12 protein-coding genes are annotated in these 13,820 nt (G+C 56.0%); 9 read left to right on the top strand and 3 right to left on the bottom strand.

The genetic code is table 11. The features are described from left to right. Positions 1–59: 59 nt before the first annotated feature. The 4 genes from ppdK (at position 60) to CU102_RS00905 (ending at position 5,746) form a co-directional block, all read left to right on the top strand. Positions 60–2,723, top strand: a complete 2,664-nt coding sequence (gene ppdK, locus CU102_RS00920; protein ID WP_106709083.1) for a pyruvate, phosphate dikinase — start codon at positions 60–62, stop codon at positions 2,721–2,723. Positions 2,724–2,828: 105 nt separating this feature from the next. After that, positions 2,829–3,551, top strand: coding sequence for a polysaccharide deacetylase family protein (locus tag CU102_RS00915; RefSeq protein WP_245425128.1), 723 nt, complete (start codon positions 2,829–2,831; stop codon positions 3,549–3,551). Positions 3,552–3,905: 354 nt separating this feature from the next. After that, positions 3,906–4,721 carry a collagen-like triple helix repeat-containing protein gene (locus tag CU102_RS30200; protein ID WP_245425097.1) on the top strand — a complete coding sequence of 272 codons (816 nt, stop codon included), beginning with the start codon at positions 3,906–3,908 and terminating at the stop codon, positions 4,719–4,721. Further along, positions 4,613–5,746, top strand: coding sequence for a glycoside hydrolase family 31 protein (locus CU102_RS00905; protein WP_342588735.1), 1,134 nt, complete (start codon positions 4,613–4,615; stop codon positions 5,744–5,746). Before CU102_RS30200 ends, CU102_RS00905 begins: the two co-directional genes overlap by 109 nt. Positions 5,747–5,801: 55 nt before the next feature. Here the strand turns inward: CU102_RS00905 and CU102_RS00900 are convergent, their stop codons facing one another. Both CU102_RS00900 and CU102_RS00895 read right to left on the bottom strand, forming a co-directional pair. Beyond that, on the bottom strand, positions 5,802–7,196 hold the full coding sequence (locus CU102_RS00900) for an aminotransferase (RefSeq protein WP_106709080.1): 1,395 nt from the start codon (positions 7,194–7,196) through the stop codon (positions 5,802–5,804). Positions 7,197–7,419: 223 nt separating this feature from the next. Beyond that, positions 7,420–7,761: a hypothetical protein gene (locus CU102_RS00895; protein ID WP_245425095.1), complete on the bottom strand. Its 342-nt coding sequence runs from the start codon at positions 7,759–7,761 to the stop codon at positions 7,420–7,422. A gap of 292 nt (positions 7,762–8,053) precedes the next feature. Here CU102_RS00895 and CU102_RS00890 point away from each other — a divergent pair, with 292 nt between their 5' ends. Together CU102_RS00890 and CU102_RS00885 are read left to right on the top strand one after the other, a co-directional pair. After that, positions 8,054–9,061: an alkaline phosphatase family protein gene (locus tag CU102_RS00890; RefSeq protein ID WP_106709079.1), complete on the top strand. Its 1,008-nt coding sequence runs from the start codon at positions 8,054–8,056 to the stop codon at positions 9,059–9,061. Positions 9,062–9,291: 230 nt separating this feature from the next. Then, complete coding sequence (locus CU102_RS00885) at positions 9,292–10,092, top strand: DUF1499 domain-containing protein (protein WP_106709078.1); 801 nt, start codon at positions 9,292–9,294, stop codon at positions 10,090–10,092. A gap of 227 nt (positions 10,093–10,319) precedes the next feature. Here the strand turns inward: CU102_RS00885 and CU102_RS00880 are convergent, their stop codons facing one another. Beyond that, the gene (locus CU102_RS00880; RefSeq protein WP_106709077.1) at positions 10,320–11,222 is read right to left on the bottom strand and encodes an MBL fold metallo-hydrolase; all 903 of its coding nucleotides are present in this window, start codon (positions 11,220–11,222) and stop codon (positions 10,320–10,322) included. A gap of 123 nt (positions 11,223–11,345) precedes the next feature. Between CU102_RS00880 and CU102_RS00875 the strand changes: the two genes are divergently transcribed. From CU102_RS00875 to CU102_RS00860, 3 genes are all read left to right on the top strand, one after another. After that, positions 11,346–11,933: a biotin transporter BioY gene (locus tag CU102_RS00875; RefSeq protein WP_106709076.1), complete on the top strand. Its 588-nt coding sequence runs from the start codon at positions 11,346–11,348 to the stop codon at positions 11,931–11,933. Positions 11,934–12,370: 437 nt separating this feature from the next. Continuing rightward, complete coding sequence (puuE, locus tag CU102_RS00865) at positions 12,371–13,285, top strand: allantoinase PuuE (protein WP_106709075.1); 915 nt, start codon at positions 12,371–12,373, stop codon at positions 13,283–13,285. After that, entirely contained in the window at positions 13,285–13,791 is a 507-nt protein-coding gene (locus tag CU102_RS00860; RefSeq protein ID WP_106709074.1) for an ureidoglycolate lyase, read from the top strand. The genes puuE and CU102_RS00860 overlap by 1 nt, the downstream gene beginning before the upstream one ends. Positions 13,792–13,820: the final 29 nt, after the last annotated feature.

Raw genomic sequence — 13,820 nt, 5'->3', positions numbered from 1 at the left:
GTGCTTGACCTGTTGATCGCGTAGACCTCTGTTATGCTCTGGCGGCATGGGAGGCTGCAATGGTAAAATGGGTCTATACATTCGGTGATGGAAAGGCGGAAGGTTCCGCGGGCGACCGCAATCTTCTCGGCGGGAAAGGCGCGAATCTTGCGGAAATGTGCTCGCTGGGGCTGCCGGTTCCACCAGGTTTCACGATAACCACCGAGGTCTGCAGCTGGTTCTATGAAAATAGCCGCCAATATCCCGATTCCCTTGAAGCTGACGTCAAGACCGCGCTGACCCATATCGCGAGCCTCACCGGCCGCACGTTTGGCGACAAGAGTAAACCGCTCCTTGTTTCCGTGCGCTCAGGCTCGCGCGCTTCGATGCCCGGCATGATGGATACCGTCCTCAATCTCGGCCTCAATGATGAAACAGTCGAGGCGATCGCCCGAGAAACTGGCGACGAACGGTTCGCCTATGACAGCTATCGGCGCTTCATCCAGATGTATTCCGACGTTGTAATGGGGCTGGATCATTCGGTCTTTGAGGAAATCCTCGAGGATACAAAAGCCAACCTTGGCTACGAGGTTGACACGTCGCTATCGGCTGCCGATTGGAAAGGGATCATTGCCCTCTATAAGGCTAAGGTCGAAGAGGAGCTGGAACAGCCTTTCCCGCAGGAGCCTGAACGACAGCTGTGGGGAGCGATCGGAGCGGTTTTCTCAAGCTGGATGAATACCCGCGCCATCACCTATCGCCGCCTTCACAATATCCCGGAGAATTGGGGAACAGCCGTCAGTGTTCAGGCCATGGTCTTCGGCAACATGGGCGACCGGTCTGCCACGGGAGTCGCTTTTACGCGTAATCCCTCGACCGGCGAGAAGAAGCTCTACGGCGAATTTCTGGTCAACGCGCAAGGCGAGGATGTTGTTGCTGGTATTCGCACGCCGCAAAACATCACTGAAGAAGCGCGCATCGCAGCTGGATCAGACAAGCCATCGCTTGAAAAGGTCATGCCGCAGGCGTTTGCCGAGTTCTGCGCCGTCTCGGAGCGGCTGGAGAAGCACTATACCGATATGCAGGACCTCGAGTTCACCATTGAAAATGGCAAACTCTGGATGCTGCAGACGCGCTCCGGCAAGCGAACGGCGAAGGCTGCGTTGAAGATTGCGGTGGAGATGGCCGACGAAGGGCTGATTTCCCGTGACGAAGCAGTACTGCGCATCGATCCGGCTTCCCTTGATCAACTCCTCCACCCGACGATCGACCCCAACGCGAAGCGCAATGTCATCGGCAGCGGCCTTCCAGCATCGCCGGGAGCGGCCTCGGGTGAAATCGTTTTCTCATCGGAAGATGCCGAGCAGCTGAAATCGGAAGGCCGCAAAGCTATTCTCGTGCGCATCGAGACAAGCCCGGAAGACATCCACGGCATGCATGCGGCCGAAGCGATCCTGACCACTCGCGGCGGCATGACCAGCCACGCCGCCGTGGTGGCGCGCGGCATGGGCAAGCCCTGCGTTTCAGGCGCCGGTTCCTTGCGTGTCGACTATCGCAACGAAACCCTGCTGGCCATGGGCGTCGTTTTGAAGAAGGGCGACATTGTCACCATCGACGGTGGCACCGGCCAGGTGCTGAAGGGGACGGTACCGATGTTGCAGCCGGAGCTTTCCGGTGATTTCGGCAAGATCATGGAATGGGCCGATGTGGCGCGGCGCATGAGAGTGCGCGCCAATGCCGAGACTCCGGCCGATGCCCGTATGGCACGTTCGTTTGGAGCTGAAGGTATCGGCCTATGCCGCACCGAGCACATGTTCTTTGAAGGCGAACGCATTATCGCCATGCGCGAAATGATCCTCGCTGACAACGAGAAGGGGCGCCGTGCGGCCCTCGACAAGCTGCTGCCGATGCAGCGCTCGGATTTTGTCGAACTATTTGAAATCATGAATGGTCTGCCGGTCACAATTCGCCTGCTTGATCCGCCTTTGCATGAGTTCCTGCCGAAGACGGAAGAGGAAATCGCCGAAGTGGCCGCCGCCATGAACGTGAATGCTGAGAAGCTGCGCGAGCGGACTGAGAGCTTGCATGAGTTCAATCCGATGCTTGGCCATCGCGGCTGCCGCCTTGCCATTTCCTACCCGGAAATTGCTGAAATGCAGGCGCGGGCAATTTTCGAAGCAGCAGTTCAGGCCGCCAAATCGACGGGCGCACCCGTCGAACCGGAAATCATGGTGCCGCTCGTCGGGCTCCGTGCCGAACTGGATTTCGTGAAGGCGCGGATCGATGCGGTTGCAGCCGATGTGATGAAGGAAGCCGACATCAAGATCAACTACCTTGTCGGGACGATGATCGAGTTGCCGCGCGCTGCGGTCCGGGCACATTCCATCGCCGAAGTCGCCGAGTTTTTCTCCTTTGGTACCAACGACTTGACCCAAACCACCTTTGGCATCTCGCGAGATGATGCCTCTTCCTTCCTGATGACCTATCAGACGAAGGGAATCATCGAGCAGGATCCATTCGTGTCCATCGATGTCGATGGCGTGGGTGAACTTGTCCGGCTCGCAGCCGAGAAGGGCAGGGCGACCCGTCCGAACATCAAGCTCGGCATATGTGGCGAACATGGGGGTGACCCGGCTTCCATCCACTTCTGTGAGGAAACCGGCCTCGACTATGTCTCCTGCTCGCCTTTCCGGGTTCCGATTGCCCGTCTGGCGGCTGCGCAGGCATCTGCCAAATCAAAGTGAGAGTGTAAGGGATTCTGCCACAAATCCGCTTGTATCCCCACTTATCCGGGCGCGGATACTCCTCGCATGGATCCCATCGTGAACAAACTCTCCGCCGTTCTCGCAATTCCCTTCCTCGTTCTATCTGCAAGCGTTGCATCACCACACAAAGATACGCACTTCGTTGAACCAAAGCTGTACATAGCCAGGGGTGGTAATATCACACCGCAGGTGGCCTTGACGCTTGACGCCTGCTCCGGCCAGACGGATATGCGCATGCTCAATGCATTGGTTGAAAACCATATCCCGGCGACAATCTTTGTCACCGGCCGCTGGCTCAAGCACAATGCCCACTCAGTAGCAATCATGAAAGCGCACCCAGACCTGTTCGAACTTGAAAATCATGGCCTCAACCATATTCCTGCGATCGACAATCAGCCGACGATGTTCGGGTTGAAAACAGCCGGTTCACTGGCCGCTATTCGCACGGAGATTGAAGGCGGTGCGAATGCGATGACCGCCGCGACACTGACGAAGCCGGCCTGGTATCGTGACGCGACGGCACGCTACAGCGACGATGCGATAACACTTGTCCATCAGATGGGGTATCGCGTGGCCGGTTATTCCCTGAATGCCGACGTGGGCGCCTCATTATTGGCCGGCCAGGTTGAAAAGCGAATTTCAGCTGCCAAGGATGGCGACGTTATCATCGCCCATGTCAACCAGCCGACACGAGTAGCGGGAGAGGGTGTCGTCAAAGGCATTTTGGCTCTGAAGCAAAAGGGCTTCCATTTTGCGCGCCTTGAGGACGTTCAGGAGAGTGAGCAGCCAGCAAGGCCAGGCGTCTAACGGCTCGTTCCCTTTTATACGACTATCAAAATATCTAGACTTTGGGATAATTGACAGACTTGTCTGTATTGTGTTCGTTGCGGAACGCTCATTGAGCGACACCTTGGGAGGGGTTCATCCGCATGAAGGTTTGATAGTGCATACGGTTTTGCGGATTATTCCGCGCAGTTCATTTTTTAGCGAACCATTTTTAGAGACAGAACCACACCATAGCCGGATAAATTATTTGACGCAGTCGTGGCGAATGTAGCCACCTGCGTAACGGCGCCGCACGTTCGGGTGTAGCTGCACATGTCATTGATTTTCCCTCGAAATGTCTGGTTTTGCCTCACCTTGATTTGAGGAGGAGTTATCTTGAACCGCATTCAAATTTCCATACTGAGCTTGATGTTGTTGCCGGGTCTCGCCGGTTGCAACGATTCAAAGACAGACACAGCACAATCGAGCGCTGGTACATTTGCCGGCCTACCCGGACCCAAGGGTGATCCCGGCGACAAAGGACCAACTGGCAACAAAGGTGAGGCCGGCGGCAAGGGTGAGGCTGGCGACAAAGGTGAGGTCGGAGACAAAGGTGCAAACGGAGACAAGGGCTTGCCCGGCGATAAGGGCGCTGTCGGCGAGAATGGCGACAATCGTGGAACGACGGTCGAATCTGAAGTTCAGCTGATAAAGGATGGCACGATCACACCAAAGCCAGGCGGTTTTGATGTGCAACTGCAAAAGGATGTGCTCGAGGTTCGCGCCGTGACCGCCAACGCGTTTCGGGTTCATTATTTGCCGGATGGAAAGGGCACGGAGAAAACCCGGGTAGTTGACCCCGGCTTTAAACCCGATGCCACCTACGAGTTGAAGGACTCAACTCTTGCGACGGGTAAAGATCTGGTTTTGGGACAATACACCGCCCGTTGGAATCCTTCGGACGCAACCGTTTCGAATCTCGACGCCAAAAGCGCGAAGGTGATGACGATCGATATCAACGAGCTCAAGATCGGCAACGTCATCGTAGAGCATAAAGCAAATGATTTTCGTTACGGTACGCACCCAAAAAGCGCGTCTGGTCCATCAACCGCAACTTCTATCTGGGCGCTCAGCGCTACGTATATGCTCTCTGGTCGGGCGACATCAACAATGGCTTTGGCGTCATGGCTGATCAGTGCAAGAAAATGCTGAGTGCAATCAATGCCGGCGCCATGCAATGGACCATGGATACCGGTGGCTTTCGCGATCGGACCGAATACCCCGATGGCAAGGAAACCAAGATTGGCACCGGCAATGAGGATTATGCCCGCTGGATGCAGTTTGCCATTTTTACGCCGATCTTCCGCGTCCATGGTGACAATGGGATACAACGCCAGCCCTGGCATTATGTTCCAAAAAAGAAGGATTCGGACAAGCCTCAAGATATGAAGGATACCGCAATATACGAAGCGATCAAGCTGCGTTACAAGCTCATTCCCTATATCTACAGCCATGAACATCAGCGCAACAAGACCGGCGTCGGCATTGTCCGTCCATTGCTTTTCGATTGGCCTGAAGACGGGAACGTTGCCAACAATGTCGATAGCTGGTTGTTCGGGGATTGGCTGATGGCATCTCCGGTGGTGGAGCAAGGTCAGCAAAACAAGGAAATATATCTGCCTGCCGGCAACTGGACAGAATGGAGCGCGGGAAACTCGCAGCAGGGTGGCCGAACGATGAATTTCGGCACGGGAAATTGGGAGAATAATTTCCCCCTGTTCATTCGTCAGGGTGCGATTATCCCGATGATGCACGAAGACGTGCAATATGTGGGACAAAAGCCACTGAAGGAACTGGATGTGGAAGTGTTCCCGGACACCAAGCGCACATCCTTCGAGTATTATGATGATGACGGCAAGACGTATGATTACGAAAAAGGTGTGTATTTCCTGCAGAAATTGTCCGTGCAAAGGACTGGCAAAACGGTTCTATTCGAAGTGGCTGCACCAGAGGGCAGTTTCAAGCCGGAGCTCGAATATTATACTGTGAAAATCCATGGCCCAATTGCCACGAGTGTCGAGTTGAATGGCGTGAAGGTAGGTCAGGTTGCGAACCTTGCCGCTCTGACTGGTGAAGGCTGGATTGCCGGCAAAGACCCAGCCCATGGCAATATAGACGTGACCTACGTTCGGATAAAAGCACAGGCAAAGCAAAGCGTTACGCTGACCACCCAGTGATAAGATCATGAAAGGGCAGTTTCTGACTGCCCTTTCATGCCTTGACCAATTGAAATTATTGCGCGCGCAGCCCGTTTTTCGAAACGTAAGCCTCGGTGTCGGCCAGTGCCAATTCGAAGCGATTGAAGAGTTCGTTCAACTCGTCCTCGGTGATGATCATTGGCGGGCAGAACGCGATGGTGTCGCCAAGCGCACGAAGTATAGCGCCGTGTCCTTCAAGGAACTTCACAAGATTTGATCCAACACCGTGCGCTGGGTCGAAGGAACGCTTCGTGGTTTTGTCAGCAACCAATTCTACTGCGCCAACGAGTCCACAAGAACGAACTTCGCCCACGAGCGGATGATCCTTTATCTTGTTCAACCGAGCTTCGAAAGTCGGCGTCAGGCCGCGAACATACTCGACAATATTCCGGCGCTGATAAATTTCGATGGCTTTGATGCCAAGCGCACAACCGACCGGATGTCCGCCATAGGTGAAACCATGACCGAATGTGCCGATCTGGGCGCTGTGGTCGACATAGGCCTGATAAAGATCCTCCGGTACCAGGACCGCACCAAGGGGGGCGTAGGCGGCGGTCAATTGCTTGGCGGCCGAAATGGTCGTTGGTGTCATACCGACGGTCTGGCTGCCCCACCAGTTGCCGGTGCGGCCAAAGCCGTTGATGACCTCGTCGGCGATGATGAGAATATCATGCTCGCGCAGGATGGGTTCGATGGCGGCGAAATAGCCCGAAGGCGGAACAATGACGCCCCCGGCCCCCATGACCGGCTCCGCTATGAACGCGGCAATCGTCTCGGGTCCTTCGCGTTCGATCATATCTATCAATGACTTGGCAAGACGCGCCACAAACTCAGCCTCGCTCTCGCCCTCCTGGCCGAAACGGTAAAAATGCGGGCAATCCGTGTGCAGGACGCCGCTGACCGGCAGGTCCCAGCCCTTGTGGTTGCCAGGCAGCCCGGTCAGCGATGCGGCCATGACCGTGACGCCGTGGTAAGCCTTGACGCGAGAGATGATCTTCTTCTTTTTCGGCCGGCCAAGTACATTGTTATAGTACCACGCAAGCTTCACCTGCGTATCGTTGGCCTCGGAACCAGACGAGGTATAGAACACCTTCGAAATCGGCACAGGCGCGATTTCCTTAAGCTTTTCAGCGAGTTCGATGGCCGGCTCCATGCCCTTGCCGCCAAAGAGATGGTAATAGGGCAGCGTCCGCATCTGCTCGTTGGCCGCCTCGATCATCTCCTCATCGCCATATCCGAGCCCGGCGCACCAAAGCCCCGACATGCCCTCGATGTATTCCTTGCCCTGTGTGTCGAAGAGATAGACACCCTTGCCATGCCCCATCACCAGCGGTCCGGTCTCAGCGAGCTTGTGGAGTGGCGTATAGGGATGCAAGACCGAATTGATATCGCGCTGCTGGACATTTGTGAGGGGGAGGCTGTTCGCCATGGCATGACTCCGGCATTAGAGGATAAGCAACCTTACCGGGACTTGTTGCCGAGAGCAAAGCCCGGTTGCGAGAAAACATGCCGCAACCGGACTAACCAAAATCTCAACTCCAGGTGCAGAATCTTGTACCGAATTCGCGGATTCTCGGGCGGGAATCGTCGAAACTTGTCCCATTCTTGCATGGAGTTGAACAAAACCTATGCCGATACAGCGAGAATGCGTCTTACGGCCGCTGGCCTTTCATGACGGCGGCAAAGTCCTGGCCAAGTTTGCTGAGCAGCGTATTTTCGCCCTGCTCGGAGGTCACGGTCAGGCTGGTCCCGTCATTGCCAAGCATGACGAACACCATTTGTTCAACTGCCCCGTCGGACACCGAGATCGCCGCTATCCGCTGCTGATCACTATCCTCCGGGGCCCTGATATTGAAGATCAGCTCACCGCCGACGAGATCCGCGGCTTTGCGCAAGGCGCCTTCAAATCCATCGGCAACGATATCCTGCGCGCCAAGCGCGAGTTCAATTTCTACAACTTCAAGCGAAACCGCTTTGCCAGCGTCAGGCATCATATCCGGCCTCGTCATTCTTTTTGCGAAGAGCGGTTTGCGGTCCGCCCTCTGTTTCCTGCCCTTGGGGTTCACACCCAAATCACCGCTCCAATGATGTCAGTACTGTGACACCCGATCCACTCATAAAGTGTAAACGGCTTAAATGCGGGCGGGGTGACCCGAAAATGTCATCGAAGTTACATGCAATCCCGATATGGGAATGGTACATCTGATATGCCGACAATGCGTCGGAAATGTTTTTATCTAAATTAATTTAATAAAAGCAATAGTTTAAGTTAAGGAAAAGATTTCAATGGAACGTCGCGATTTCATCAAGATGCTGGGTCTTGCCGGCACCAGCGCTACTGCCTATGCCGCCTGCTCGTCCTATATGCGTGAGGCATTAGCGCAATCCACCACCATCGATGAATTGTTGAATACAGCTGCGCATTGTCAGGGCGGCTCGCTCAAGGACGTTGAACATGTCATTTTCCTGATGCAGGAGAACAGGTCCTTCGACCATTATTACGGCACCTTGCGCGGGGTGCGCGGCTTTGGTGATCCGCGGCCTTTGCGGCTGCGCAACGGCAATCGGTGTTCACCCAGTCGGGGGCGTCGCCCGTTGATAGGCTGCTTGGCTCAATTGCGGCCGCCAGCTGGAACGACATCGCGTCGCAATCACCTTCTAAGATCAAAACCTTTATCGCAGACTTATTCCAGGGATCGACAAGGCTACTATCGAACAGATCAAGGATGTGCCGGACGATCTCGTCCGGCGCATCCTCGCGGGCGATTGGGCCAGTCTATTGCCGAAGGCACCGTTGAAGGCGTGAAGCCAGGCGGTTCGCCCATCGAAGTCACGGATTATGCCCAGATCATAGGAGGCAAGGTCGAAGGTGATTACGCGCACGCCATCCAATGCCCCAACGGCTATCTGCTTGAGTTCTCGGGTAATTCGCTGGACCCGTTGCAAACGCAGCTTCCGAACATCATCGAGATGAAATCGGCGGATGATGGCAACAAGCTCCAGATCGTCTTTGAGAAATGGCAAACGGCGAGCAGCAAGCTAAAACTGATCAATGCCTATTCGGGTACCGAACAGGTGATCGACAAGGCGAAGGAAGTCAGTGGAACGACAACGGTCGAGATCGCAACAAAGGATGGCTGGTACGATGTGGCCGTTGTCGATAGCGTCAACGCCAATAATTTTCTTCGCCGCTATGCCGGACATCTGGAAAACGGCAAGATCAGCAAGAGCGATCCGGCCATTGGCTTGGAATATGATGCGAAGAAGCGGGCCTACATCGGTATGGTGGCGTAGAGAAAATTGCAGGTCGATGGTGCGTGGTTCGACAAGCTCACCATAAGGGAAATCTGTGCTCTGTAAGGAGTTAAGAATTGCTGCGTTCATGACTATCCTTGCAACACACCAGAGTCCCTCATGGTGAGCTTGTCGAACCACGCACCATCGGCCCCGTAGTTCAATTGCTTGCCTCGCTGCAATTATCCGATTAGCTGTTTGCAATCTGCAAACAGCAACGCCAGGATTCCATGCGACCGCACATTCGACGCCGCCGATCGATTTCCGCCAGATGGTCGGTACGCATCGCGTTTCTTGGCCTCATTCTGTTCGTTCTTTCGGGACTTGGCCATCGATTTCAGCGCATCGAGACACCGGAATTTCTCTGGCTGCTTGCCATCGTTGCCGGCCTCGCGCTGCTGGCGCTGTTGCTCAGTCTCAAAGGGTTCACCAGCGTCTGGCGCCGGGGCGATATGGGCTTTCCCAGTGCCTTTTGGGGCACTGTCATCGCGCTTGTCGTGCTGGCACCCTTTGTCACGACACTCTATCAGGCGCTTGCGCTCCCAACGATCTACGATGTCTCGACCGACCTGACCGACCCGCCAGTGCTCTTTGCGGCTGCAGGCCAGCGAACGGACCAAATGAACCCGCTGGTCAATGACGAGGACAGTCGCGGGCTGCAGTCCAGCGCTTATCCGCAGGTGACGGGGCGCCGCTATGAAGGGTCTCCTGACCGGATCCTGACCGCGGTCAATACCGTCATCGCCAGCAATGGATGGACGATGGTCGAACGACAAGGCGAACCCGGCGAGGACGAGGAAATCCTCCTCGAAGTGGTGGCGCGGACCTGGCTGCTGGGTTTCACCAGCGACGTGGTCATTCGCCTCGCCGATGAGGGCGAGACCACCTATGTCGATATGCGCTCGGTCTCGCGCTACGGCATCCATGATCTCGGCGAGAATGCCGACCGTATCACCGCTTTCATGGCGGCGCTCGACGCGGAAGTACAGAGGGCACAGCCGGAAGAGGAGACCACTCAGCCTGCTCAATAGGCGCTTCAATGGTGCCGGGATAATCTCTCTCCTTGCGGGAGAGAAAGCGATTTCAGCATCTTAGCTCTTGCTAAGTGCTAAAAATCGCAAGGGATTTGCCTCACTCAACTACTCCCTCTCTTGGATTTTCTACGAATTCAGCGATGAGGCTAAATTCGAGATATCCTTTCTCCCCCGCAAGGGCAGAAATAAGCGGCATCGACGGTTGGTGCTATGAACTGGGTATTTCAGACCCAGTAAATCCCGTCAATTGCCGGGTTTCCATTGGTCTGCACACGGCCGCGTTCCACGAGATCCTCGATATGCGCCAGCACCGACAGTGCTGCTGCACCGTGCAGCCTTGGGTCGGTTTCGCGGTAGATCACCCTGACCATGTCGGGGATGGTCCGGTCGCCTGCCTTGACGCGCTCCAGGATCGCGCGCTCGCGCATTTTCCTGTGGGCTTTCAGGCCGCGCACGAAGGTTTTCGGCTTGGTGACCGGGCCGCCGTGACCCGGGAAATAAACGCAGTCATGCCGATGGAGCAGGCGGTCCAGCGATGCCATGTAGTCCGACATGGAGCCATCCGGCGGCGCGACGATGGACGTTGCCCAGGCCATGACGTGATCGGCGGAAAACAGGATATCCGTTCCCTCCAGCGCAAACACGACATGGTTTGCTGTATGTCCCGGCGTGTGGATGGCGCGAAGAGCCCAGCCATCGCCCTCGATAAGGGCGTCGTCTGGCACGGCAATATCCGGCACGAACTCCGTGTCGCCGCTTGCGTCGAGCAGGTTGACCTCGCCCGTATGTAGCGCGCGGGCAGGGCGATGCGGTCCCTCGGCCACAACGACCGCGCCGAGTTCTTCCTTCATCACGGTGGCGAGCGGCGAGTGGTCGCGATGGGTATGGCTGACAAAAATATGGCTGACCCGGCGGCCGGCAATGGCGCGCATGAGTGCCGCTTGGTGCGCATCGTCGATCGGGCCGGGATCGATCAGTGCCAATGTGTCTTTTCCGATCAGATAAGAATTGGTGCCGTGGAATGTGAAGGGGCTCGGATTATTGACCGTGATTCGTTTGACATTCGGCGCAATATCGACGGCTTCGCCATAATGTGGCGCAAAATGACTGTCGAAAACGAGGGACATCGATGGATACTACCTTTGTGCGGCTTTCGACGTATTGCGGTGCGGCATAAACCCCAATATACCGTTTTCATACATGGCGAAAGCTGATGCCGCGAATTGCGGGCCGCTCTGGAGGATAGATAAATGATCGTTGCTCAAACCCGTTCCCTTGCCGAAGAGTTCCAACCGGAAGGCCAGCTCGCCAAAGCCGTCTGGTATGTTTCGCTTGCACTCGTCGGTACCGCGCTGATGACCCTTGCAGCGAAGACAAAGGTCGACATGGTCTTTGTCAACGTGACAATGCAGACCTTCGCTCTGTTCGCCATTTCCGCGGCCTATGGTTCGCGTCTCGCAGTCGCCACCATGGCGCTTTACCTGCTCGAAGGTGCGCTCGGCATGCCGGTCTTCACCGGAACGCCGGAAAAGGGCATCGGCCTTGCCTATATGGTCGGACCGACGGGCGGATATCTTCTGTCCTATCTCGCTGCAGCCTGGATTGTCGGCCGTGCGTCGGACAAGGGCTTTGCCCGCAACCCGATCGCACTCGGCGTCGCCATGTTTGCGGCTGAAGTCGTCATTCTCGGCATGGGCTTCCTGTGGATGGCCTATCTCTTCGGCTTCGAAAAAGCTTTTGCTTTTGGTGTCGGTCCGTTCATCGTAGCCGATCTGTTGAAGCTCGCTCTGGCCGCTGCCATTGTTCCGGCGGTGGGGGCGATGTTCAAGCGCCGGTAACTTCGGCGCTTCATTTATAATACGCTGTTTTTGTTGACTGTTTTTCATATTTTATTGCTTTTAATGGTGACATATTGGATGTTTTGACGACTGTTTATAATGAGCAGAAAAAGCTTACGGCGACTTGGCTAAACGGTTTATCCGTTGCCTCGTATGCCGTGGGCGGATTGGCGCCGCTTGCCTCAAGCATCTACAACGCAAGTGGGCCGAGTGTTTTAATCGCCCTCGGCACTGTTATTTGTATTATGTTTGCGACTGCATTACATTTGCATGCGAGACGAACGTTGAAAGGGTTAAAACCGTGACATTGGAACAGTTTATGCTCTTCATGATAATGCCGGTGGGCGGGCTGCTCATGGTGGCCTTTGTGATGTTCGTCACGCGCGATGGCCGTCGCGACGACAAGCCAAAGCATTCGAAGTAACAGCATCTCCCTAATGTCTGACTATCCCCGCAATCTCACCGGCTATGGCCGCAATACGCCCGATCCAAAATGGCCGGGCGCGGCCAAGATAGCGGTGCAGTTCGTCGTCAATTACGAGGAGGGCGGCGAAAGCTCGATTCTCGATGATGATCCGGCATCTGAAAGCCTGCTGTCGGAGATCGTCGGTGCGCACCCCTGGCCGGGCCAGCGCAATCTCAACATGGAATCGATCTACGAGTATGGCTCGCGCGCCGGTTTCTGGCGGCTATGGCGCATGTTCACCCGCCGCAATCTGCCAGTGACTGTATATGGCGTGACGCTGGCCATGGCGCGCAACCCGGAAGCCGTGGCGGCCATGAAGGAAGCCGATTGGGAAATCGCCAGCCACGGCCTGCGCTGGCTGGAATACAAGGATTTTCCGGAAGAGCTCGAGCGCCAACATATTCACGAGGCGGTGCGGCTGCACACGGAAATCACCGGATCTCGGCCGCTCGGCATCTATCAGGGCAAGCCGTCGGACAACACGCTGAAGATCGTCATGGATGAGGGCGGTTTTGTTTACTCGGCCGACAGCTATGCCGATGAACTACCCTATTGGGTCAAAGGGCCGAAGGGGCCGCATCTGATCGTGCCCTATACGCTCGACGCCAATGACATGCGCTTTGCTACGCCTCAGGGCTTCAACTCGGGCGACCAGTTTTTCACCTATCTGAAGGATACGTTCGACCTGCTCTACCGCGAGGGCAAGGAGGGGGCACCGAAGATGATGTCGATCGGGCTGCATTGCCGTCTGGTCGGCCGCCCGGGACGTGCCGCCGCGCTGGAACGCTTCCTCGACTATGTCCAACATCACGAAGAAGCCTGGATCACCCGCCGCATCGACATTGCCAACCATTGGCATGAACATCATCTTCCAGGTTCAGACTGATGACCATCGTTTTGCTGGAAGTTCGACCGCTGACCCGGGCGGTATTCGCGCCGTTCGGCGATGTGATCGAGACGGAGGGCGCGCAGTTGCGCCTGATCAACAATGGCACGACCGAACGTTATCACGATCTCGCCAAGGTGGATGTGACAGGTGAAGGCGCACGGGTGCTGGTGAATATCTTCCGGGGCCAGGCTTTCGAGCCGCCCATCGATATCGTGATGCTGGAGCGTCATCCGCTTGGCAGCCAGGCGTTTATCCCGCTGCAGAACCGGCCATATCTGGTCGTGGTTGCGGAGGATGCACGAGGCCGTCCGGGGAAGCCGGCCGCCTTTCTGTGCGGGGGAAACCAGGGCGTCAATTACGGCCGCGATGTCTGGCACCACCCGCTGATTTCGCTGGAAGAACGCTCGGATTTTCTCGTGGTCGATCGCGGCGGCGAGGGTAACAACCTCGAAGAATTCTTCTTTGACGATGTGGTCTATAGGATTGAAAAGCTTGCCGTTTGAGTGAACCGGCAACGGCTGCCCCCTTGACG

The sequence above is a fragment of the Phyllobacterium brassicacearum genome (genome assembly GCF_003010955.1).
Lineage (GTDB): Bacteria > Pseudomonadota > Alphaproteobacteria > Rhizobiales > Rhizobiaceae > Phyllobacterium > Phyllobacterium brassicacearum.
This window is presented reverse-complemented; position numbering and strand designations above follow the sequence as displayed.